We start from the raw sequence: 23,277 nt of genomic DNA on the forward strand, positions 1-23,277 counted from the left end.
TCCTTTTTTATTTGTTTTCAGATGAGTTCATATTACATTTCGGCAATGTAATTGTCAAAGTTGTACCTTTATTAATAACGCTTCGGATTTTTAAACTACCTTGCATCGTTTCAATGATCTTAACAGCAACCATTGTACCTAAACCTGTACCTTTCGTCTTGGTACTAAAATATGGTTCGCCAAATCGATTTATTTGCTCTTGTGACATACCAATTCCGCTATCCTCAATTCGTATGATAACTTTATTATTACTAATAGATGAGGAGATATTTAAAGTACCACCATTCGGCATTGCTTCAATACCATTTTTTATTAAGTTTAAAAAGCATTGTTGAAAGTGCTGTTTATTACCAACAATAGTCGCCGTAGAGAAATCCTTTGTAATATGTATTGTATTCATATTACATAATGGTAAGATCATATTAATTACTCGATTTAACTCTTGTTCTACTGAAATATGATCTAATTTTTCTGAAGCAGGTTTGGCAAACGTTAAATAATCATCAATGATTCCTTGGGCACGATGTAACTCTTCAAGTATATGTTCGATATACTCGTCTCTGGATTCTGGAGTTAAATTTGGTGTTTTTAAAAGTTGAGTAAATCCTTTTACGACAGTTAAGGGATTTCTTACCTCGTGCGATATACTAGCAGCGAGTTGGCTAACAATCTCCATTTTTTCCATTTTAATTAATTTCGATCGCATACAAACTGCATCCTTTAAAACTTCATTAAAATAAATTACAAACAATATCAAAACAGTTGGTAATATTATGAAATAAATAACGTACAAATTATTCACTTCAAAATCTGATAAAGTTAATACAATTACAGTTGTAAATATTGCCAGAAAAAATGTTAAAAACATTCCATAAGCTACTTTAACTTTTCTATTATACTTATTAAATTTTGCGGATGCGAACGCTGTAATGATAAACATTGTGCCATAAACTAGTATTGTTAACATACTAAATCCATAAAATGAAAATCTTGTAATTAATAAAATAGCAAACAATATTATACCGACAGGGAAACCACCATAAAGCGTACCTATTATAACTGGTATTTGTCTTAAATCATGAATACAATTTTCATCCATATAGATAGGATAGCGCATACATAAAATAAGAGGGATACTCGTACAAATTACAATAAGTAGCTTTTTATATTTCTTCAAATAGCGCCCGCTATCATATATAAAATAAAAAATAAATATACTACTTAAAATGTATAGAAGATTATTTAATACGTTTTGATTAATATAAACAAAGTCCATAATATATGCCTCATTATTTTGAATTTCCATTTCAAATATATTATACATGATTATAGTAGAAACTATTTGTTTTTAAAAATATAAGTTTATATCTTTTCAGAGTTAGCCACGTTTAGCCACTCTTTATAAAACGTTTCAACCGACGCATATCGTTCATTCCGGTTTTCATTTACAGCACGATATGCTATTTCATATAACTCTTTACTTGCTTCCCATTTTGCAAAGGAACGATCTTTTCCACCGCCCAAGAGAGCAAACGCCATTGCCCCCATATTAAATACATTTGTTCTTGCATCAATCATGGCATTTAGTTCAAATTCTTCAGGAGACATAAAACGCGAGGAGCCCCATAATCTTCCCATTTTATTCACGTATGGTTTTTTAGAATATAAATCTATATCACAAATCTTCGTCTCATTTGTATGAAAATTATATAAGATACTACCGTCATAAAAATCTATTGCTACATAGTTTTTCTTTTCGACATATGTATGGAAAGAAAAAATGGAATTTAAAGATTGAATTCGTTCCATAACAGATAAATGTTTAAATTTATAAAATGGAGAGCTTGGATTTGTATATTTTTCAGAAGGCGGGAAACTCCAATGCGAATGAAGACATTCACCATCAAACCAATCGAAAATTAGTACATATCCAGAGTGAATTGGATAGTGTTCAATTAGTTCTATAAGTGAGTCATGTTTTAATTCCTCGTATAGGGAAGCTGAATTTTTTAATCTTTCAATAGCGTCTTTTATTTTCCCTTTATATGCAATTGTTTGTGCCCCTGCGTATTTAATAAATTTCTTACGCCCATCTTTTTCTACACCGAAAGATAGATTACCTGAATCTTGCTGGTCAAAAACTGCAAATACGTTTCCTAATTTCAATAGCCAATCAAAATTATGATGTTCTTTTAACTGGAATGTAACTTGATTCAACTGAATTTTAACTGGAATTTCTTTCATAATATACCTCGCATTTATTATAATTAAATTGTATATCTCAGTATTCGACATATTTTGTGAAAATCCTATGTTAATCACATGAAATTTTATAAATATAATAATAAATAATTTTAAGAGGGCGGATAAAATGGATCAACAAATCGTCATTAAACCATATGAAAAAGGCTGGCATGAAGAGTATGTAATAGAAAAAGAGAAATTTATTTCTTTATTCGGAGGAGATTGTATTGCTATTGAACATATAGGAAGTACTTCCGTAGAGGGATTAGGAGCGAAACCTCTAATAGATATGATGATTGGTGTAACGGATTTGCAAATTACCGAAAAGTGGATTGAAGCGCTATTAAAAATTGGGTATGAGTATGTTCCAAAAGAAACACCTAATTGGCGTTTTTTTAGAAAGGGAAAATGGAGAGCTGGTACTCATCATTTACATGTTTATATTTATAATAGTGAGGAGTGGAAGAATAACATTTTATTTCGTGATTTTCTTATAGAACATAAATGGGCACAAAAAGAATATAGTGAATTAAAAGAGACACTTGCAGCTACATATCCATTTGATCGTGCTTCATATACAAGTGCCAAAGCGCCGTTTATTCAAAAAATATTAGAATTGGCTAAAACTTAAAAATCCCTTGCCTTTCCTATGTTATTTATAGGGAAGGATTTTTTCTTTTGTCACAATGATATACATTATTTCTAATTATTGGAGGCAGATTCTTTTATTTATTTTGATATATCTAGTACATTGAAAATATTAAGGGGGAATGAAGCAATGAAAGCTATTGTACATCAATATAAAAAAGGGGTAGAAGGATTAGAATATAGATTGTCATCTGAAATAAATCCTAATGCTGGTGAAGTAAAAGTAAAGTTAAAAGCTGCAGGGTTAAATCATAGGGATTTATTTATTATAAACAATAGAAAAGAAATGGATCTGCCGTTAGTAGTAGGCTCAGATGGTTCAGGAATTGTTACAGAAATCGGAGAAGGCGTTTCAAATCATTTATTAAATAACGAGGTTATTATAAATCCTAGCATTGGATGGGATAATATTGCCGAAGTACCAGAGTTACCAGAGGTGTTAGGTGGACCGAAAGATGGAACGTTTGCTGAATATGTCATTGTGCCAGCTGAAAATGTAGTGGCAAAACCGTCATATCTTACTTGGGAAGAGTCTGGCGTATTATCTTTATCGGCATTAACTGCATATAGAGCGCTTTTCACAAAGGGTAGATTGAAATGTGAAGAACACGTTTTAATTCCAGGAATAGGTGGCGGTGTAGCGACATTTGCCATGTTATTTGCAAAAGCAATTGGCGCAAAAGTCAGTGTTACTTCCAGAGTTGAGAAGAAAAGAAAGTTTGCCGAAACATATGGAGCAGACTTTTCTTTTAATAGTTCTGGAAATTGGGAAGAGAGTTTACGCGGAGAGAAAGTAGATTTAATAATTGATAGTATAGGGCCAGCAACATTCTTAAAATATTTTGATGTATTAAAACCAAATGGTAGAATTGTCAATTTTGGTGCAAGCTCAGGAGATAAAATTGAATTACCTTTACGGGCATTATTTTATAATCAAATCGATATTATGGGGACATCTATGGGTAGCCGTGAGGAATTTAATGAAATGATTAAGTTTATAGAGAAATATAAGATTAAACCAATTATGGATAAAGTTTATTCGTTAGAAGAGGCTATTCAAGCATTAAAACGTATGGAACAGGGAGAACAGTTCGGTAATATCGCTCTACGTATGGAATAAAAATATGATTTAATAACCTATCTTTTTATATAGATATGTTATGTAATATATGTACCTAAAGTTCGTGAATCATTTGATTTAAAAGGTTTTTCAACCCTATATATCTTTAATTCATGTAAATAGTTACATAATTGTCAAATGAGAAATAGTAAAATGAATAAAGTGAAAATCTAAATATGTGTAAATGTTGTATACTGTGTAAATCAAGTAAACTTGTATCTTTATTTCAAGTAATATAAGAAATTATAAGGAGAGAGTAACGTGAATTACACAGTATTTCAATGGATAAACAATTTAGCAGGTACATCTGCGCTCTTAGATCAGATTATGATTGCTATTACAAATAGCGCTGCATATGTGGCTATTCTATTCATGTTTATCTTATGGTTTCATAACGGAAAGAAAGAGAATGCGATAAGGAAACAATATACAGTGTTATATACGACACTTTCAGTAATAATTGCATTACTAGTAAATGTTTTTATTCATGTAGTATATTATCATCCACGTCCTTTTGTATCATATGATGTGAATCAATTAGTACCTCATGCAGAAAACTCATCATTTGTTAGTGATCATTCTGTACTTGTATTATCAATTGCATTCATTTTTGTTCTTAGAGGAGAAAAGTTAAGATATATTGCACTTTTATGGGCAGGTTTAGTTTGTATATCACGTTTGTATGTAGGTGTTCATTTTCCTTTAGATGTAATAGGTGCAGCTGTAATAACAATTGTAACAAGCAGTTTATTGTTGCAGAAAAAACGTATATTTGAACCAATCGCAAAATTTGTTTTCAAAATGTATGCACTCGTAGCGAAACGAATTCCCTTTTTAGAAAAATATAACCATGTAGCTTAAATTTTATAATTAGTCTCTTATCGATTAGATGAAAAAATCCCCCTTTGGAAATCCAGAGGAGGATTTTTTATTGTATAAAAGTGAATGGATTATTTACAATAAGAAATTGAATGTTATGGAGCAAGATCGGAAGAATGAATATTCTAAAAATTTCACGTACTGTATTTTAAGTATATATATATAAACTAGCAATAACAATAAAAGGAATTAATAAGAAAAGTTCGAAACATATAGTATTGAAAGCAAAAAACTACATAATTTATAGCACACCATCGCAGCAATTAATTGTGAAAGAAAGGAGATAAACATGCATAAACTTCAAACGAATAAAGGCGCGCGATATTTTATGGTTGCTTTTATTGTTTTGTTTCTTATTATTCTTTTGCGATTTTTCTATATTCAGGCAGTAGGTGTCGTACATAATGTAGATGTTAAGGATCTAGCAAAAGAACAACATAATAAAAATGGTGTTTTGGAAGCGAATCGTGGCACAATATATGATCAAGCGGGAAAAGTGCTAGTCCAAGATTCCACGACGTATCGTGTTGTTGTGAATTTGAAAGGTACAGATAAGGTAAAAAATAAAGAGGAAACCGCAGAGCGATTAGCTAATGCGCTTGAAATTGATAAAGAAGATGTATTAAAAAATTTTCATGAGGGACGCACGCAAGTTGAGATTGGAAAAGTTGGCCGGAATTTATCTAGAGAAGTAAAGGAACAAATAAAGCAATTGAAAATCCCAGGTGTATCTTTTATGCCAGAAAAAGCAAGAGTATATCCAAATGAAGATTTTGCATCCTATATACTTGGTTTTGCGAGACCTGACGATAAAGGAAATACAGAAGGGAAATTTGGACTAGAAAAGAGTCTGGATAAATATTTGCGCTCGACAAACGGGAATATAGAATATGTGGGAGCACCAAGAGGTATCCCACTTACAAATGATATAGGGAAAATAGAACCCGCTAAAAATGGGAATAACGTATACCTTACGCTAGATAAACAAATTAATAGTTTTTTAGAAGAAGCGATGAATAAGGCGCAAGAGCACTATGAACCTTCTATGTTAGTAGGAATCATAGCGGATCCAAAGACAGGGAAAGTTTTAGCAATGTCTAGTAAACCTAGTTTTAATCCTAATAAAGGCGATATCGAATATTTTTTAAATGATCCAATCGCAAATGCATATGAACCAGGTTCAACCATGAAAATATTTACGTTAGCTGCCGCAATTAATGAAGGTGTATATAACGGGAAAGAATATTTCCAATCTGGAAAATATACAGTCGGTTCATCAGATATTAAAGATCATAACGGTGGATTTGGATGGGGATCTATTACGTTTGATGAAGGTTTTGAAAGATCATCTAACGTAGCATTTTCTATTTTAGAAGATCAGCTATTGAAACCAAATAAATTTAAGCAATATATGAATAAATTTGGATTCAATCAAAAAACCGGTATAGATTTACCTGGTGAAAGTAAAAATACTTTATTATTAAATACACAAATTCAACAAGTCACAACTTCTTTCGGACAAGGTTCTACAGTAACGCCTATTCAATTAATTCAAGCAGCTACTGCTATAGCAAATGACGGGAAAATGATGCAACCATATATCGTTGACAAAGTTGTAAATCCAATAAATAAACAAGTTATTATGGAAAATCAACCGAAAGAAATTGGAAATCCGATAAAAAAAGAGACAGCGGACAAGGTAAGAGACTTAATGGAGCGTGTTATTACGTCTTCAAAAGGTACTGGTACAATGTATAAAGTGGATGGTTATCCAATAGGAGGTAAAACAGGAACAGCGCAAATTCCGAATCCTGAAAATGGACGATATATGGAGGGGAAAGAAAACTATATTTTTTCATTTTTAGGTATGGCTCCGATTGATGACCCAGAGTTAATTGTATACTTAGCTATTAAGCAGCCAAAGTTAAAGGGAGACGAGTATGGAGCTCAGCCGCTCGCTGAAATATTTAAACCAGTTATGAAAAATAGCCTTGAATATTTAAAAGTGAAACCATATACAGAAAAACAAATGGCAGATGCAACGAAGCGTTCTGAATTAAAAGTACAAAATTATGTAAATCAATCAATGGATACAGTAGAGAATAGTGTAAAAAAAGAGAAACTTCAACCGATAGTTTTAGGAGAAGGAAAAATAAAAAAACAATATCCGCAATCTGGTGAAATAATGAGTGAAGGAGATCGTATATTTTTATTAGGTGCCAATGCAAAAATGCCTAATTTACAAGGTTGGTCCATGCGTGATATTATGTATTTCTCTAAACTATTAAAATTAGAATTAAAGACTACAGGTACGGGCTATGTAACGAGTCAAAGCATTGAAAAGGGACAAGATATACAAGAAGGCGATGCATTAGAAATAAACTTAGAACCACCTTTACAACCGTTAGTAGAGGCGAATACAAATTAATTCGGATAAAGTGTAGGGTCTATATACTATAGGCTCTTTATTTTATAGGTTTAAGTAATTTCACGCACCGTAATTTTTAGAAAAAATAATAAATAAAAGAATTAAAAAAACCACGCCATTAAATATCTGATTATTTTTTATTTACAGTTAAATATTTCTGTGATAATATGGAAAAAATCAAATGCAGTGAAGAGAAGAGTAAATAAAATGAATTTTTCACAGAGAGCTCCATTTAGCTGAAAAGGAGTAAAAATCCTTTATTGAACCAAGCCTCTGAGCAGCACATCGGAACCTTTTATTAGGGGGTGGTGTAACGGGAGCTCCCGTTATAGAGCTATGGTATAAGCATGATTTACAATGCAGTACCTGATAAGGTTAATATGGTGACATATTAACAAACTAGGGTGGCACCGCGATGATAAATCTCGTCCCTAAGACAAAAAGTCTTGGGGGTGGGATTTTTTTATTGTTTCAAAACAATTTGGAAAGCGGGGGCCTAAAATGAAAAACTTACTTAAAGATTGGAAATATCCTTTATTACTACTGTCCGGAGTTGGTATTGCGAATTTAGGAGCTTGGATTTACTTAATAGCACTGAATGTACTTGTCTATCATATGGGAGGATCAGCCTTAGCTGTTGCTACTTTATATGTAATTACACCATTAGCCGCCTTATTTACAAACGCTTGGTCAGGAAGTATGATTGATCGTTTAAATAAGCGGAAGTTAATGATTCACCTCGATATATATCGTGCGGTATTTATCGCTATTTTACCTTTATTTCCATCACTTTGGATTGTTTATGTATTCGTATTCTTTATCAGTATGGCCAGTGCGATTTATGAGCCAACTGCTATGACGTATATGACGAAATTAATTCCAGTTGAGCAAAGACAAAGTTTCAACTCATTACGTAGTTTGATAGGATCTGGTGCATCTTTAATTGGTCCAGCTATAGCGGGCTTATTGTTAATAGCAAGTACACCAGAGTTTGCTATATATATAAATGCTATAGCATTTCTCTTATCAGGATTAATTACATTGCTACTACCTAATCTTGATAAAAAATCCGATATTACTACGTCAAATGATAAGTTATCTTTAGCTGTACTAAAAAAAGATTGGAACATCGTTTTAAATTTCAGTAAAAAATCTTTATATATCGTTTTTGTGTACTTCTTATTTCAAGGAATGATGGTTTTAGCTGCCGCAACTGATTCACTTGAATTGTCATTTGCGAAAGAAGTTTTATTGTTAACAGATAGTGAATATGGCTTTTTAGTTAGTATCGCTGGAGCCGGGTTTATTTTAGGAGCCATAACAAATACAATTTCATCAAAAAAATTAACACCTTCATTTTTAATTGGAATAGGATCATTATTCATCGCAATCGGTTATTTAATTTATGCTTTTTCAAACGAGTTATTAATAGCTGCTATTGGATTTTTTATTTTATCCTTCTCTATGGCATATGCAAACACAGGATTTTATACTTTTTATCAAAATAATGTACCTGTCCATATCATGGGACGAATTGGGAGTATTTATGAGCTTGTGATTGCGGTCATAACCATTTTGATTACAATTTTGTTTGGAGTTGCAACTCAATTTATTTCTATACAACTTGTAGTTATTGTAGGCTCATTAGTAATGCTATTTATAACTATCATATTGTGTGTATTTACTTTATTGCCCTCACAGTCTAAGGTGTATTCCTCTGAGTCAATCAAATCGAAATAGTTCTTTTGGTTTTGATTTTAAATCTTACTGTAATCAATAGGAGGGTTCACCCTCCTATATATGGAAATATAAGAAGGGTGAACAATATTGATAAACGAGGGTGGTTTTTGTAATGAAAACAAAAAATCAAATAGACAGCATTTTAAAAGAAATGCATCGGCAAATAGATTTCTCTGGGGTAATTTTAGTAAAAGAAGAAAAAGGCTTAGTCTATGAAGAGGCGTTTGGTTACGCAAATCGCAATGAATGTATAAACAATACGCTACAAACAAGGTTCGGAATTGCCTCCGGTTGTAAAATGTTCACTGCTATCGGTATCTGTCAACTTGTTGAAAATGGGATAATTACTTTTCAAACAAAGTTAAAAGAGTGTTTACGAATTAACTTTCCAAACTTCAATGAAGATATTACAATACATCACCTTTTGACTCATAGTTCGGGTATTCCAGATTATTTTGATGAAAGTATTATGGATAACTTCGAAGATCTATGGAGACAAACTCCTATGTATCTACTAAAAAATTTAAAAGACTTCTTACCATTATTCCAAAACAGAAATATGATGTTTGTACCTGGAAGTAAGTTTCACTACAACAATGCAGGTTTTATTATACTGGGATTAATAATCGAAGAACAGACAGGACTTAAATTTACGGAGTATATAGAAAAAAACATATTTAAACCAATTGGTATGAATGATTCTGGCTATTTTTCTTTAGATACATTACCAAGATACACAGCTCTTGGATATATAAAAGATGAAATTAACCAAAATTGGAGAACGAACACCTACTCTATACCAATAATAGGAGGATCTGATGGTGGAGCTTTTATTACTGCGCCAGACATGCTGAAGTTCTGGGAAGCATTGTTTAACTATGAAATCGTAAGCAGAGAATATACAAAGATACTTTTAACCCCACATATTCAAGTAAATAATAATCAGTCTTACGGCTATGGAATATGGATTGAAACAAGAGAAAAAAACATATTCAAATATCATGTAATGGGGTATGATCCAGGCGTTAGTTTTCGCTCAGCTGTATATCCAGGCTTAGGAATTACTTTAGTTATTCCATCAAATAAAGGAACAGGACCCGAAAAAATAATGAAAGAATTAGAAAACTCTTTTTCATAAGATTAAAAGAGTTTATGAATGCACTAATAAATGCAAAAAAGACGTACTATTTATTTGTGCGTCTTTTTTGTATAAATAACGCTTAAAACTGATGGGGATCACATTCTATATTTTATGATTTTTAGTACCTAGTTTATTTAAAGTATGGAATAAAAAGAAGCGAATATAATTTTCAAATGTAAACAAGTAAATAGGAGGACTCTAAATGGAAATTCTATTTGTTATTCTACTTGTTGTTTTTATAATCATACTAATGCAGGGTAAAGAATATAAAGTGAATATTAATCGTATTTGGCTCATTCCGGCTTTGCTGTGCTTTGTGACAATCCAGTCTATTATTCATATGGGACAATTAACTATATTGAAAGTATTACTATTCGTTGTAATGCTAGGGATTGGATTGGGTCTTGGAGTAATTAGGGGAAAAATTTTAACATTTCGATTAGATAGTGAAACAGGTCATGTATTAAGAAAAGGAAATTGGTTAAGTACAATTATTCTACTTGCTATTCTAGGTACAAAGGTTTTGATTAAACAAAGTATGTTTTCTGGCAGTACTCACTATACATTAATGGTTGTAACAAATACCTTTTTATGTATCACATTAGGTACTGTAATTAGTAGACGATATTATATTTGGAAAAAATATAATGAATTAATACAAAAAACATGAAAGTATTCATCCATTGTTTAACAGCGCCGTGAACGGTAATACTAAATAACATTGAACATTTACAACAAGGGATGATAACATGATATTCATTTACACAGATTTCGGCGGAACACATTCAACTTCACTTGCTGCAGCTTATCATTTAAATAAATTGCCAACGGATCGTAAGTTAACGAAAGAAGAAATTTTGAATGTAGATTACTTTAATAAATTGAAAACAGAAGATATGGGGAAAATCATTTTTCATGGAATAGACGAAAATGGTAATCCGGTTTATACAATTGGATGTGGCGCATCAAAAGTCGTTGTACCTGCGATGAAGCATTTAGGAGAGATTTTGCAAAAACATTATCAAAGTCATGAAAAGATTGTTTTTTCTAATACATCACCTACAGTTCCTTTACCAATGACTTTTGGTGGCCTGTTTTCTAGAAGGTTTCACATTGATTTCATCGGTGTACCGTTACTCGTATGGGGAGCGAAACTTTGCTGTGATAACGTACAAAGACTTGTTAGTTATACGAAGGAAGCTGGCCGATTGACGAATGATTATGTTGTAATTTTAGATAATGAAACCTTTAAATAATATAGGATAAGAAGAAAATTGGGCAAATACTTCGATTTTCTTCTTTTTTTCGTGAAATGACAAAAAATATTCACATTTACTATTCATCTACTATAGCCAAAACCATAAAGTCCTGTTACTATTACAGGGATATTCTCTTTTCGTAACATAAATATATAGAAAAGTCAGAAAAGAGGAATTGAATTAAGGGAGGAACAACATGAAGCGTGTTGCTTGGATTACTGATAGTACAACTGCGAGTTTTAAAACAGAGGGAGATAACTTTGTTATCCCAATTGAAGTTATTATTGATGGTGTGTCGTACAAAGATTGTGAAGAAGGTGTGCGTGAGCGCGTCTATAATGCGTTAAACGAAGGTAAAACTGTCACTACATCACAACCTAACATAGGGGAAATGGTAGAGTTATTTTCGAAATGCAAAGAAGAATATGAAGAGGGATTTGCAGTTGCTATTAGCGGAAAAGTAAGTGGAACTTATCAAAACATGAAGTTAGCTGCAGACATGGCTGGTTTCCCATTAACGGTATTGGATAGTGAAACAACAAGTTATCCAATGGATGAACTAATTAGAAAAGCGAAATCGTTATACAATGATGGTATGACGTTACAAGATATACACAAAACATTAGTAGATGAAAAAAGAAGACCTTTCCACGTATTCCCGAAAAGTTTAAAAGGCCTTTACGCAAGTGGACGTGTAAAGGGGGTTCAATTTTTACTTGGAAGTTTATTAAGTGTTAACTTAATATTAGAAGTAAAAGGTGGAGAACTTTTACTTGAAAAGAAAGTTCGCAAAATCCAAAAATGTCGAGAATACATTAAAAATGAACTTGAAAAAGAATTACCAAAAGTACTTCACATGTTCCATGCTAACGATAAAGATGGAGCTGAAGAATGGATTTCGGATATTAGACAAGCATTCCCTGAAATGGACTTTAAACTATATCCATTACCAATTTCATTTGCGGTTCATGCAGGTGAAGGTACAATAGCAATTAGTTATTAAGAGGAAAACCCGTGAATGATTCGCGGGTTTTTTTATTTAATTAAATTGAAAAAGGGGATTAATACATTGCTTTCAAGCTAAAAAAACTCGTAATAATTGTAATAATTTGTTAGTGTTAAACTGCAAGTATTTTTGTTCTTAATATTTATTTCGATACTTACTTGAAATGGTAGTGATCGCTGGATTATATATTTTACAGAAGACTCTCTTATAATGAAAAAGGCTAGAAAAAGATAAAACTGGGGGTAGTTATCATGGGAAAGAGTGAGATGTTTAAAGATTTTAATTTTAAATTAGTAGTAATCGAAGCTTTATTAGATAAAGAGCCACTATTTCTAAAAGAATTAACAGACATAATAGATAAGTATACGAATAATTTCGAGTGGTATTCTGGAGCGGAATCAATTGTTGAAATTAGAGAGTATTTAGAAGAGTTGACTTTAGAATTAAGTGATTTGGAAAAGATTGAATCCCTTTGCTTTGATGGAGGTAATGAAATTTATCATATTTTAAAGCCAGATTGGGATGGTGAAGACAGTTTATTTGATGTAATATCCATTGAAGGATTTCAGATTCTAAAAAATTTAAAATCAGTGGAATATATTTCAATGTGCTATCCAAAAGTATTAGAGCCATTTAAAAAAGCTGGAATTGAAATTCAGGATTAATGAGGAGAAAGTTTTGTATAATCGTAGACAGCTTCCGCGGGTTTGTCTACTTCTCACCACAGAAAAGTATTTAGAGAAACATATAACCTACCAGAATAAGTTGTTGTTTTATACAATATTGATGGTACTGTGACAACTTAGAAATAAACTAGATGAAAAATGGTGAAGATCCTGGTTTCTTGTGAGCCTACTTTTCCACAAAAAGAAGTATGTAAAAATAAAAATGTAATTGGTAGTGATTGGGATGAAAATAGGTAAATTTGGAGAATTAAATAACATAAGTATTGATACAATTAGACATTACATGGATCTCGGTCTCATTATTCCTGAAAAAAAGGGAGGTCACTATTTTTTTGACGAGTATTGTCAAACTGATTTAGAGCTTATATTACAATACAAAGAGCTAGGATTTAGTTTGAATGAAATTAAAGAACTATTTTTTTATAAAAATTTAGCGAAATCTATGAATTACGAAAAAGATACTTTTTACCAATCTTTGTTTAAACTGAAATATGACAAGATGGAACAGGAAATAAAACTTTTGGAGAAGAAACGGGATAAATTAAAAGAAGTGCTACATGATTTATTATTAACAAATGAAACTTCTAATTCAATTATAGGGATAGATTTAAGTGTACTACATTTACTTACATGTTCTAAGTGTAGACAAAAACTAATTCTTCAAGATGGAATTATTAATAACAATCAAATTACTGAGGGGAAGTTCATTTGTAATTGTGGGGAAGAATATATAATTACCTCAGGAATAATAACTGCTAGTAAATTATTCAAAGCAAATGAGCAACCGGCACATAAAAATACTATTTCGGATTATATTCATGAAACTGATAATGCGTATTTGGAAAATATGCATAGAGAAGGGCAATGGGCGAAAAAGAAACTATTACATTTAAATTTAAATAACAAATTAATACTGGATATAGGATCGGGACTTGGGTTCTTTTTGAGAAACATTTATGAAGAACTGCCAGAAGATTGCCTATACATTGCAGTGGATAGAGATTTTAATAAACTTTTATTTTTAAAGGATGTATTAGCGAGTAGAAATCCGAAAAGAAATATTCTCTTTATCTGTGCTGATTTTTTGAACATCCCTATTCAGAACAAGTCTGTTGATATTGTAATTGATCATTCTGGTACGAGCAATTATAGTTTTGAGCATGAGAATTTTTTACTTCACGAATTAAATCCACTTTTTAAAACGGATTGTTATTTATTAAGTTTATTTATTTTATTTAAAAATTTCAGCTCAAATAGCCAAATTACAAACAACTTTCGAGCAAATTTTACACTTTCAAAAGTAACAAAAGAGATCCAAAATCTACAGTTTCAATCCATCGATGAAAGTACTTCAAACTATTTGAAACGAGGAGGTAAGTACGAGGATTTCTTTGTTCAAGGAGAAGAAATTTATACATATTCATTTTTCGGAAAAAGATGGGGTTAACCCCATCTTTTATTTATTTTCCCTTAAAACTTTTCAAATTGTACATATTGCTATTGGGTTGACCCAAGAACTTACAATGTACGTAACACATAGTTAGGCAGGGGGAAAAGTGATGGGAAGTTTACGATTACATATAGAAAATAAAAAAAGCAACCAAGAACTAAAAAATATTTGTCTCTATTCCATTGGGAAAACAGTATCAATACTCGGTAGCTCTATTTATAGTTTCGCGTTAGGATTATATGTTTTACAAATAACCGGATCTGCGTTAAATTTCGCGATTACGCTCATTTTAGGAACAATTCCTATGATTGTTTTGAATCCATTTGCTGGTGTCATTGCTGATAAAGTTGATAAAAAGAAACTTGTCGTTTGTATGGATCTACTTAGTGGCTGCTTATTAATAGCTGTTTATATAGTAAGCAGCCACTATGGATTAAACTTATTCATCATTTATACTACAACCTTTCTTATGACGGTATTTACAACCTTTTTTGGAATAGGGTTAGAAGCTGCGAAACCGAATATCGTCTCTAAAGAGAGGCTTATGAGTATTAATTCTATAAGTAAAATTATCGATTCTGTATCTTTAATTCTTGGCCCTATGTTAGGTGGTATCGTTTTTTCAATATTTAATATTAAAACTTTTATAATTATAAACGGTATTTCTTTTATTCTTTCAGGGATAGCATTACTATTTATTCATTTTAGACTGTTCGAGTACAACATAAATGAGCGAAATTCAAAAAGAGGAGTTAATTTTATTAAAGATATAAAAGAGGGGTTTTCTTACTTACTTGAAAAGGAAAGCTTAAAGAATACGTTTCATATTTTAATTTCGTTTAATTTCTTCTTAGGCTTTGCTGTAACTGTTCCATTGCCATACATTATTAACACAGTACTCAATCTTGGTTCTAAGCAATTTGGTATCATTCAAGGGACTTTTCCAGTAGGGATGATAATCGGTGCAATTGTAGTAAAAAAGATAACTGATCGTTTTTCTTACTCTTATCTTTTGAAAAAACTAAGTTCTATGTTGTCAGTTTTTATGATTATTTTAGGAATTCCAGTTTTATTCAAAAGTTTTGAAGTGAATGATTTAGTATTCGTTATTACGTATTGTTTTGTTATGATCTTTTTAGGGTTTATTATAGCGCTAATTGATATTCCTTTAATTTATTTCATGCAAAATGAGATTCCCGATGAATACAGGGGAAGGGTTCTCAGCATTGGATTAAGTATAGGTAAAATGATGCTCCCTATAGCAATGGCACTATCCGGTCTATTATTAAATTATATCCCAGCGTACACCATTCCAATTGTAGGGGGATTCTTATATTTAATAGTAATTAAAGTTTCATCAAATCGTTTCATATTAGAGGTTCATTCGAAAGATTATAGTGCTTAATAGATTCTTAGATTATTTTTAGAATGGATACTGCTACTTCTTTTAAGCTAAGAAAAGCAAATACTATAAAATGAAAATTTATTTGGTAAATCGGTTTCATAAATTATAAAAAGCACAGGATTATCATCCTGCGCTTTTTTATCGTAATTCAGCTGTTTTTCTAATAACAATCTTATCAATATCATCTTCTTCATCACCGATAAATAAACCGCGTTCTTTTAAATACGCTTCAAAATATAAATCTGCTTCTGCACGTTCATCATACGGTTTTACAGACAGAACGAAACCTAATTTGTTTTGTTCCTCTAAATGAGAAGTGGAGATGTAGGCTGGTACATTGTGGCGTAAAAAGAGCTCTTTAACCGGAATAATCATATCTTTCATTAATTTCGTTAACATACCCATTTCAAACTCGAAATTAAAGCGATCTATACTACACAAATCAGCGAATACTACACCGATAAAACCTGTATTAAATACTTCTTGATATTCCACTTCTTCGTTACCGTAAAAATTCTTTTCGATTAAATAATTTATAAAGTAAGCAACACCGTCACTTTGTTCAAATGGTTTCGTTGAAAGAACAAAGCCGATTTTCTTTTGTTTATGTAAATACACACATGACATGTATGCTGAAATATTATGTTCTTTAAATAGAGAACTTGTTGCCCCAGAGAGACCATCAAGTACGTGATGAACAATTTGAAGTTTTTTACGAGCGAAATAATAGGATTTCTTTTGTAACTCCAATGTATCAATAAAGACAGAGCCGATAAAGCCTGTATTTGAAATGATAGGTGTTTGCTTTTTTCTTCCTCTGCGCTTTGCTTGAGCCATTGTAAAAATCATCCCTTCATGTACAATTAAAATAAAAAGAACATTTGTTCGTATACTTGTATTTTACTATTAAAACGCTCTAAAGTAAAGGGTTTTTGACGAAAAAATAACAAAAAAGACACCTGTAAAAGGTGTCTTAAACGCTGTAGGGAAGAGGGTTCACTCCTACAATTTATATTATGATACAGAAACGATCTCTTCTGTATCTTCTACATCTAAATGACAGTCCATAGTACGAACATCTTGATCTTCATGACTTCCGAAATAAATAGTAATTTTCATATGTATCGCTCCTTTATTCTAGGAATACCTAAAATAATTACTAGTAATGTTAATATTTATTATATACCACTTTTTTCATTCCGACAACGGTATATCATTTTTAATTCTTTTCGGGGGAAAAGAGTGATGTATAGAGCTATTTTTATAGAAATTGGCATATTGCATATATGTTATATTTAATACTGAACGATGTAAATACACATTTTTATGAAAGGAGAAAAATGAATGAATTATAAACAGTTATTAATAGATAATTTCACATATAAAACGTCATATATTGCGCGGCAGCTACATGGAATGAATGTAAAAGAAACGAAGGAGTATATTGCTATCGACTGTGGTTTACCTGCAGATACATTTAATATCATTACTTTATTAAACAATGATTTAACGGAAGGTATTGAGAAATTATATAAAGTGGTAAACAACTATAATCAAAAGAAATTTCCAATGAGTGTTTGGTTTTGGGATGATAGGAAAGAGAAGATTATAAAAAGCGAATTAACAAAAATCGGCTTAAAAGAAGCAGAACAAAATATCGCGATGGTAGCAAATTTAAAAACAATACATCCAACAATAAATATGCCAAAAGATTTTAAGATACAAAAAGTCTTTTCACCAGAACAAATTAAAAATTTTGGAGAAGCATTAGCTAGTCTATTTGGTACATCAGAGGAAGGTATACATGTTCAAGCATTCTACAATCAAACTGCTTCTATCGACTTATGGAATAGTGGAAATATGAAACTATACTTAGGAATTTATAAAGACGAAGTCGTATCGGTCGGTTCATTAATATGTACAAAAGATAGTGTTGGTATTTATGATATAGCAACGAAAGAAGAAATGAGAGGAAAAGGATTTGGCTCTACTATGTTTCATTACTTGCTGCAGGAAGCAAAGAAATTAAATGTTGCTCAATGCGTATTACAAGCTTCACCTGATGGGATTAATATTTATAAAAAGGCCGGTTTTCAATCTGTTGGACAAATGACTGTATTTGAAAATCGGCATTTAATCGAATAAATTATTCGATCCAAATTGCTTTTATGTAGGAGTTAATACATCATTATGAAAAAGACATATATTATTACGATACTTTGCACCTTTATAGTAATAGGTACTTTCGTTTTAAATAAAGTAAATGAACTTAAGTACACGAAAGCTATTCATCAATCAAATCATATAAAAAACATTGCACATAGAGGAGCTTCTGGGTATGCACCGGAACATACAATAGCAGCTTATACATTAGGACAGCAATTAAAAGGAGATTTTATAGAAATTGATCTTCAAATGACAAAAGACGGACATTTAGTAGCTATGCATGATGAAACAGTAAACCGCACTACAAATGGTACGGGGCTAGTTAAGGAATATACATTAGAAGAAATAAAGCAACTTAATGCAGGTTCTTTTTTTTAATAAAAAGCATCCAACTTTAGCAAAGAAAGAATTGGAAGCTGCTACAGTCCCGACACTAGAAGAAATTATAAAGCGATACGAAATAAGAGATAAAGTTATTATTCAATCATTTAGTGAAGAAAGTCTGCAAAAAATTCATAGTTTAGATGTTACTATACTGCTAGTACAATTACTACCTTACAAAAAGGTAGTTCAATTAACTGAATTAGAGATGAAAAAGTATAAAACATATTGTATTGGCCTTGGAATGAACTATAAATATATTGATTCAGCTTATGTAAAGAGAATAAAGAAACATGGATTAGAGGTTCATCCATTTACTGTAGATAATGAAAAAGATATGAAAAAGTTACTTTTATGGGGAGTTGACGGGATGTTTACGAATTACCCGGATCGATTACACTCTTTATTAAAAGATACTGTTCTTAATGTAATATTTTACAAAAATTTTCGATTAATATATGATTAAACTAATCTTGTTAAGTTGAAAAGGAGTGTAAGTAGTATGAATATATTAGCTGTTGTTCCACGCCTTTATGTTTCAGACTTACAAACTCATCTAGAATTTTACAAAATACTATTGGATCAAGAAACACCACAAGAATTTCAAATGAACGGAACACATGTGATTAGATTTACAAATTTACTTTTAATTGAAGATTTAAATGAAACAATTAAGAATCAAGTTGCTGCAACGATCGTGATTGATGATCTCCAAAAAGTAAAAAAACTAGTCTTCAACTATAACGGTGAAATGATTACTGAGCCAATACAAGTACCCACAGGTATGAAAATGATAGTGCGACATCCAGATGGTAACATCATTGAATACATAGAGCCAATATTGAAATGAAATCCGAAAAAGAATCCAATATTTTTATTGGATTCTTTTTATTTAGCTCTAAGTGACGAACTCAAAGCAATACGATTTTGAATTTATTAATAAAATATTACATTGAGTATGATTTTTCATAATAATCATCAGAAAGTAACGAAATTGTAATGAATTTTAACTACGCTTTTTATATTTTTTTGATACACTGGCTACGAGAGGAATACCGATTAATGTAGGTAAAAACCAAAACCATATAGGTGGCAGTAAATTAATTATAGGAATATGAATACCGACGTTGACTAAAAGTGCGGTAACAGCACCGATATAGGAGACCAACATACCTCTAATATGGTGATGAAGCCAATTTTTCCAACGCTTTTTTCGTGCAAGGTAGCCATAAATCGCAAATGAATAAGAAAAAATTGCTACATAAAATAAATATGCGATTTTATCCCAGTTTATAATGGATAATATAATTGCAGTAAGGGTGATGACAACATAGGATGCATGATATATTTCACCCCATTCTGTATGTTTTCCTTTCTTCTTTTGAGCAACCATCGCTACAATCCCAGTGATTAAGCATATCGTTCCAAATAATATGTGGATGGTTAAAAGAATGTTGAAAATGCTCATAATAATTCCTCCTTTTTTATTTTTATAGTATTGCAGTATAGGAGAAAAGTTGAAACATATTGTTTATTCACTTTAATATATTGAAATAAAGTTACTCCAAGAACAAGTTTAAACGGACAAATTTTTCTTGAATTAAGTGAGACACGTATTATGTGAAATGAAGGAGAGACTTCTATGTTTACATCTATTACATATTTACAATCAGGGAATGACAAGCAACAAAAGGTATATGATGTTTTGAATAAACTCAATATAATGGAGGATTTAGCTTTATATAGTCCCGTTCTTTGCGGAACAATCCCTATAAGAATTGATACTCTTCAATCTGACTTAGATATAGTAATGGAAGTACATAACTTTGATGTTTTTGAACAAGAAATGAGATCTTTATACGGTTCTTATAAAGGATTCAAAATAAAAAAGAAAAAAATTAAAAATACCGAATCGATAAAGGTAAATTTTGAATTTGAAGGTTTTGAATTTGAATTATTTGCTCAACCTAAGCCAGTACGTAATCAAAATGCATATAGGCATATGATAGTAGAGCACATGCTATTAATGCAGCACCCCCATATAAGGGAAGAAATTCTTCGCTTAAAAGAGAACGGTTTAAAAACAGAACCTGCTTTTGCTCAAGTATTAAACATTAACGGGGATCCTTATGACGGACTTATTGTGTTGGGGCAGGAAATGCGGTTGTGGTAAATAAGATACATAAAAACTCCTCTATAGATAAAAGAGGAGTTTTTGTTATGCCATTAGCTTACGAATTAATTCACTCAGTAATTTAATCCCGTTAGTCATTTGCTCTGGAGAAGCATATCCATATGATAAACGAATGTACCGATCAGATTCTTCTTCATAAATACGTCCTGGATTTAAAAGAATTCCTTTTGATAGCGCCTCTAAAAATAATTTTTTCATCGGAATGTTAGGTACAATCTTTAGCCATATAAATAATCCACCACTAGGAATATCCCACGATGCAACATCTGCACAGTACTTATTTAAAGCCCGTATCATGATTTTTCTTCGTTCTTTTAATTGAATTCTTACGTTTGCAACATGGTCTTCATAAAAACCTTTATGTATCCATTCAGCAGCAACTCTTTGGGATAATGAACTCGATCCATAGTCTGTTTGCATTTTTATATCTGACAATCTATCAATTACAGGTTCGGGTCCAATGATCCATCCAATCCTAAGTCCAGGGCTAAGTGTTTTAGAGAGACTACCAACGTATAATACATGTCCATGTTTATCTATCGACTTTAAAGGAGCTGGAGGGGGTTCATCAATCCATAACTCGCGGTAAATATCATCTTCAATAATAGGCAACTGTTCCTTTTCACATATCTTTATTATTTCTTTTCTCCGCTCTTGAGACATTAATATCCCTGTTGGGTTTTGAAAACTAGGGATAGAATATAAAATGTTTCTCTTTTGACTGTATTTAATGCGTTTTAATAATTCGTTAGGTAAAATACCGTGATGATCCATAGCTATACCAGATAAATTTATATTTGCTGATTGAAATACATGAAGTGAATATAAGTAAGAAGGTTGTTCAAGTAATACTGTTGATTCTCTATGCAAAAGACCAATTGATATTAATTGCAATGCTTGTAATGCACCAGAGACGATTAATATAGAACTGGCTGATGCATGTATTCCGAATGATTTTACATATTTACTAATTGCTTCACGTAACGGTAAAAAACCTTTTTGTTCTCCGTATCCAAAATAATCTAATTCGTCACATACACTTTTCATAATGGACTGCATCGTTTTTAGTGGAAAAAGTTCAGGAGCAAGTTCACCTTTACAAAGATGGATAAGTGTTTTATTTGCTTCTGCTTCATTTATTTCTCGTACCATTAACTTGCTAGGTTTATGAATACCAGCCTTTACATATTCACTCCAATCAGGCGGTGGATTTGTCGCTAATAATGACCATGTATTATTTGTTACAATTGTTCCTGCTCCAATTTGTCCTTGAATTAAGCCATCTGCCATCATTTCATCTAGCGCAGTTATTACAGTACTTCGATTTACATGAAATAATTTGGCTAACTGCCGTTGACTAGGGATCTTACTTCCAATAGGCCATTCACCGTTTTCGATTTTTTCTTTCATATATTCTACTATCTGCCGATATTTAGGCAGTTTTTTATTCGTTGTCATAAAAAAACTCCCTCGTTCACTTTAAAAATGCCAAGTGGTTGGTTTTTACGATAAATAACTGGTTGAAGACATTGTAACAACTATTAAATATGATTAAAAGAAATAATTGGTAATTTAAAAATGGTTGGTTTATTAGAAAGGGAGAGAAAACATGCATAATAAAAAATGGGATTTACGCATTATATATGCTCACGCGTTTACGATCCTTATATGGGGAACTGCTTTTCCGGCAATTCGTATGGGACTCGAATCTTATACACCTGAGCATCTTACTTTACTACGCTTATTAATCGCTTCATTTATACTTCTGTTGTTTTCTTTTATCTACAAGTTACGACTACCAGACTTAAAGGATATCCCAGCAATTTTTATGTTCGGTGCTTTAGGGTTCACTTTTTATCACATTGCATTAAACTACGGCGAAAAAACAGTAAATGCTGGTTCTGCAAGTTTAATTGTTTCGGTCACACCTATAGTAACGGCAATTCTTGCTTCTATATTTTTAAACGAAAAAATGAAATTAAATGGTTGGATCGGTGGTGTAATTAGTTTTATAGGAATTGCTCTCATATCATTTAGTCAAGGAGATACTATGCAATTAAATAGTGGAGGATTATTTATATTATTAGCAGCGATTTCAGAAAGCCTATATTTTGTTTTCCAAACTTCTTACTTAAAAAAGTATGGCTTCTTAACATTTACCATATATACAATTGTATCTAGTACTGTATGTATGCTTATTTTCTTACCGGGATTGTATCAAGAAATACTAGCAGCTCCTCTTGAAGTGAATATGAGTGTTATATATTTAGGGTTATTTCCAACAGTACTCCCATATATCGCATTAGCTTATATCATATCTCGTGCCGGTGCTGCTGAGGCAACAAGCTCTCTATATTTAACGCCAGTAACTGCATGTTTTATTGCTTGGTTATGGTTAGGTGAAGTACCGACATTTGTTTCAATAATTGGCGGGGGAATTACTATACTTGGAGTTTTAATTGCACATGTATCATTAAAGAAAGAAATACAAAGTGACGAGTACTACAATACAACAAAGTAGCGTTTATTT

The 23,277-nt window shown here is 31.6% G+C and carries 21 protein-coding genes, 1 pseudogene and 1 other annotated feature; of the genes and pseudogenes, 17 read left to right on the forward strand and 5 right to left on the reverse strand.

Annotation, left to right across the window (positions count from 1 at the left end):
- Window positions 1–7: 7 nt before the first annotated feature.
- On the reverse strand, window positions 8–1,276 hold the full coding sequence (locus tag FS742_RS05365) for a sensor histidine kinase (RefSeq protein WP_144611491.1): 1,269 nt from the start codon (window positions 1,274–1,276) through the stop codon (window positions 8–10).
- Between the two features lie 86 nt (window positions 1,277–1,362).
- Window positions 1,363–2,244: a protein kinase family protein gene (locus FS742_RS05370; protein ID WP_144611492.1), complete on the reverse strand. Its 882-nt coding sequence runs from the start codon at window positions 2,242–2,244 to the stop codon at window positions 1,363–1,365.
- A 127-nt stretch (window positions 2,245–2,371) separates the two neighbouring features.
- Between FS742_RS05370 and FS742_RS05375 the strand changes: the two genes are divergently transcribed.
- The 12 genes from FS742_RS05375 to FS742_RS05430 all read left to right on the forward strand — a co-directional run bounded on the left by FS742_RS05375 (window position 2,372) and on the right by FS742_RS05430 (window position 16,006).
- Window positions 2,372–2,875 carry a GrpB family protein gene (locus FS742_RS05375; protein WP_144611493.1) on the forward strand — a complete coding sequence of 168 codons (504 nt, stop codon included), beginning with the start codon at window positions 2,372–2,374 and terminating at the stop codon, window positions 2,873–2,875.
- A 147-nt stretch (window positions 2,876–3,022) separates the two neighbouring features.
- On the forward strand, window positions 3,023–4,012 hold the full coding sequence (locus FS742_RS05380; RefSeq protein ID WP_144611494.1) for a zinc-binding dehydrogenase: 990 nt from the start codon (window positions 3,023–3,025) through the stop codon (window positions 4,010–4,012).
- A 261-nt stretch (window positions 4,013–4,273) separates the two neighbouring features.
- A complete protein-coding gene (locus tag FS742_RS05385) occupies window positions 4,274–4,873 on the forward strand; it encodes an undecaprenyl-diphosphatase (RefSeq protein ID WP_144611495.1) in 600 nt (199 codons plus the stop codon).
- Window positions 4,874–5,180: 307 nt separating this feature from the next.
- A complete protein-coding gene (locus FS742_RS05390; RefSeq protein WP_144611496.1) occupies window positions 5,181–7,319 on the forward strand; it encodes a penicillin-binding protein in 2,139 nt (712 codons plus the stop codon).
- Between the two features lie 177 nt (window positions 7,320–7,496).
- Window positions 7,497–7,755 (forward strand) — a binding site (T-box leader).
- Between the two features lie 65 nt (window positions 7,756–7,820).
- Window positions 7,821–9,059, forward strand: a complete 1,239-nt coding sequence (locus tag FS742_RS05395; protein ID WP_144611497.1) for an MFS transporter — start codon at window positions 7,821–7,823, stop codon at window positions 9,057–9,059.
- Window positions 9,060–9,171: 112 nt separating this feature from the next.
- A complete protein-coding gene (locus FS742_RS05400) occupies window positions 9,172–10,197 on the forward strand; it encodes a serine hydrolase domain-containing protein (protein WP_144611498.1) in 1,026 nt (341 codons plus the stop codon).
- A 205-nt stretch (window positions 10,198–10,402) separates the two neighbouring features.
- Window positions 10,403–10,870: a DUF1453 family protein gene (locus FS742_RS05405; protein WP_097844883.1), complete on the forward strand. Its 468-nt coding sequence runs from the start codon at window positions 10,403–10,405 to the stop codon at window positions 10,868–10,870.
- A 79-nt stretch (window positions 10,871–10,949) separates the two neighbouring features.
- Window positions 10,950–11,456, forward strand: coding sequence for a DUF3189 family protein (locus FS742_RS05410; protein ID WP_087956226.1), 507 nt, complete (start codon window positions 10,950–10,952; stop codon window positions 11,454–11,456).
- 199 nt (window positions 11,457–11,655) lie between these two features.
- Window positions 11,656–12,462 (forward strand): DegV family protein, encoded by an 807-nt coding sequence (locus FS742_RS05415; RefSeq protein ID WP_144611499.1) that lies wholly within the window; start codon window positions 11,656–11,658, stop codon window positions 12,460–12,462.
- A 254-nt stretch (window positions 12,463–12,716) separates the two neighbouring features.
- Window positions 12,717–13,130 carry a DUF6892 domain-containing protein gene (locus FS742_RS05420; protein ID WP_144611500.1) on the forward strand — a complete coding sequence of 138 codons (414 nt, stop codon included), beginning with the start codon at window positions 12,717–12,719 and terminating at the stop codon, window positions 13,128–13,130.
- 244 nt (window positions 13,131–13,374) lie between these two features.
- Window positions 13,375–14,598: a MerR family transcriptional regulator gene (locus FS742_RS05425; RefSeq protein WP_144611501.1), complete on the forward strand. Its 1,224-nt coding sequence runs from the start codon at window positions 13,375–13,377 to the stop codon at window positions 14,596–14,598.
- 112 nt (window positions 14,599–14,710) lie between these two features.
- A complete protein-coding gene (locus tag FS742_RS05430; RefSeq protein WP_144611502.1) occupies window positions 14,711–16,006 on the forward strand; it encodes an MFS transporter in 1,296 nt (431 codons plus the stop codon).
- A 138-nt stretch (window positions 16,007–16,144) separates the two neighbouring features.
- Here FS742_RS05430 and FS742_RS05435 read toward each other — a convergent pair whose 3' ends face one another.
- On the reverse strand, window positions 16,145–16,843 hold the full coding sequence (locus tag FS742_RS05435) for a hypothetical protein (protein WP_046959560.1): 699 nt from the start codon (window positions 16,841–16,843) through the stop codon (window positions 16,145–16,147).
- Between the two features lie 507 nt (window positions 16,844–17,350).
- On the opposite strand from FS742_RS05435, the gene FS742_RS05440 reads away from it, so the two are divergent.
- The 3 genes and pseudogenes from FS742_RS05440 (at window position 17,351) to FS742_RS05450 (ending at window position 19,403) form a co-directional block, all read left to right on the forward strand.
- Window positions 17,351–18,151: a GNAT family N-acetyltransferase gene (locus FS742_RS05440; protein WP_144611503.1), complete on the forward strand. Its 801-nt coding sequence runs from the start codon at window positions 17,351–17,353 to the stop codon at window positions 18,149–18,151.
- 45 nt (window positions 18,152–18,196) lie between these two features.
- Window positions 18,197–19,019, forward strand: a pseudogene (locus tag FS742_RS05445) (glycerophosphodiester phosphodiesterase).
- Window positions 19,020–19,055: 36 nt separating this feature from the next.
- Window positions 19,056–19,403, forward strand: a complete 348-nt coding sequence (locus FS742_RS05450; protein ID WP_144611504.1) for a VOC family protein — start codon at window positions 19,056–19,058, stop codon at window positions 19,401–19,403.
- Between the two features lie 156 nt (window positions 19,404–19,559).
- Here the strand turns inward: FS742_RS05450 and FS742_RS05455 are convergent, their stop codons facing one another.
- The gene (locus FS742_RS05455; protein WP_144611505.1) at window positions 19,560–20,021 is read right to left on the reverse strand and encodes a DUF2306 domain-containing protein; all 462 of its coding nucleotides are present in this window, start codon (window positions 20,019–20,021) and stop codon (window positions 19,560–19,562) included.
- 174 nt (window positions 20,022–20,195) lie between these two features.
- On the opposite strand from FS742_RS05455, the gene FS742_RS05460 reads away from it, so the two are divergent.
- A complete protein-coding gene (locus FS742_RS05460) occupies window positions 20,196–20,726 on the forward strand; it encodes a DUF4269 domain-containing protein (RefSeq protein WP_144611506.1) in 531 nt (176 codons plus the stop codon).
- A gap of 45 nt (window positions 20,727–20,771) precedes the next feature.
- On the opposite strand, the gene pdxR is transcribed toward FS742_RS05460, so the two are convergent.
- A complete protein-coding gene (gene pdxR, locus FS742_RS05465; RefSeq protein ID WP_144611507.1) occupies window positions 20,772–22,205 on the reverse strand; it encodes a MocR-like pyridoxine biosynthesis transcription factor PdxR in 1,434 nt (477 codons plus the stop codon).
- Window positions 22,206–22,356: 151 nt separating this feature from the next.
- Between pdxR and FS742_RS05470 the strand changes: the two genes are divergently transcribed.
- Complete coding sequence (locus tag FS742_RS05470; RefSeq protein WP_144611508.1) at window positions 22,357–23,268, forward strand: DMT family transporter; 912 nt, start codon at window positions 22,357–22,359, stop codon at window positions 23,266–23,268.
- The last annotated feature ends 9 nt before the right edge of the window (window positions 23,269–23,277 follow it).

This window comes from Bacillus cereus (genome assembly GCF_007678085.1).
Taxonomy (GTDB): Bacteria; Bacillota; Bacilli; order Bacillales; family Bacillaceae_G; genus Bacillus_A; species Bacillus_A cereus_BE.

Bases quoted from the DNA above. Each gene is read 5' to 3' on its own strand.
- FS742_RS05365 (WP_144611491.1), bottom strand. From the start codon at position 1,276: ATGGACTTTGTTTATATTAATCAAAACGTATTAAATAATCTTCTATAC.
- FS742_RS05370 (WP_144611492.1), bottom strand. From the start codon at position 2,244: ATGAAAGAAATTCCAGTTAAAATTCAGTTGAATCAAGTTACATTCCAG.
- FS742_RS05375 (WP_144611493.1), top strand. From the start codon at position 2,372: ATGGATCAACAAATCGTCATTAAACCATATGAAAAAGGCTGGCATGAA.
- FS742_RS05380 (WP_144611494.1), top strand. From the start codon at position 3,023: ATGAAAGCTATTGTACATCAATATAAAAAAGGGGTAGAAGGATTAGAA.
- FS742_RS05390 (WP_144611496.1), top strand. From the start codon at position 5,181: ATGCATAAACTTCAAACGAATAAAGGCGCGCGATATTTTATGGTTGCT.
- FS742_RS05395 (WP_144611497.1), top strand. From the start codon at position 7,821: ATGAAAAACTTACTTAAAGATTGGAAATATCCTTTATTACTACTGTCC.
- FS742_RS05400 (WP_144611498.1), top strand. From the start codon at position 9,172: ATGAAAACAAAAAATCAAATAGACAGCATTTTAAAAGAAATGCATCGG.
- FS742_RS05405 (WP_097844883.1), top strand. From the start codon at position 10,403: ATGGAAATTCTATTTGTTATTCTACTTGTTGTTTTTATAATCATACTA.
- FS742_RS05410 (WP_087956226.1), top strand. From the start codon at position 10,950: ATGATATTCATTTACACAGATTTCGGCGGAACACATTCAACTTCACTT.
- FS742_RS05415 (WP_144611499.1), top strand. From the start codon at position 11,656: ATGAAGCGTGTTGCTTGGATTACTGATAGTACAACTGCGAGTTTTAAA.
- FS742_RS05420 (WP_144611500.1), top strand. From the start codon at position 12,717: ATGGGAAAGAGTGAGATGTTTAAAGATTTTAATTTTAAATTAGTAGTA.
- FS742_RS05425 (WP_144611501.1), top strand. From the start codon at position 13,375: ATGAAAATAGGTAAATTTGGAGAATTAAATAACATAAGTATTGATACA.
- FS742_RS05430 (WP_144611502.1), top strand. From the start codon at position 14,711: ATGGGAAGTTTACGATTACATATAGAAAATAAAAAAAGCAACCAAGAA.
- FS742_RS05435 (WP_046959560.1), bottom strand. From the start codon at position 16,843: ATGGCTCAAGCAAAGCGCAGAGGAAGAAAAAAGCAAACACCTATCATT.
- FS742_RS05440 (WP_144611503.1), top strand. From the start codon at position 17,351: ATGAATTATAAACAGTTATTAATAGATAATTTCACATATAAAACGTCA.
- FS742_RS05450 (WP_144611504.1), top strand. From the start codon at position 19,056: ATGAATATATTAGCTGTTGTTCCACGCCTTTATGTTTCAGACTTACAA.
- FS742_RS05455 (WP_144611505.1), bottom strand. From the start codon at position 20,021: ATGAGCATTTTCAACATTCTTTTAACCATCCACATATTATTTGGAACG.
- FS742_RS05460 (WP_144611506.1), top strand. From the start codon at position 20,196: ATGTTTACATCTATTACATATTTACAATCAGGGAATGACAAGCAACAA.
- pdxR (WP_144611507.1), bottom strand. From the start codon at position 22,205: ATGACAACGAATAAAAAACTGCCTAAATATCGGCAGATAGTAGAATAT.
- FS742_RS05470 (WP_144611508.1), top strand. From the start codon at position 22,357: ATGCATAATAAAAAATGGGATTTACGCATTATATATGCTCACGCGTTT.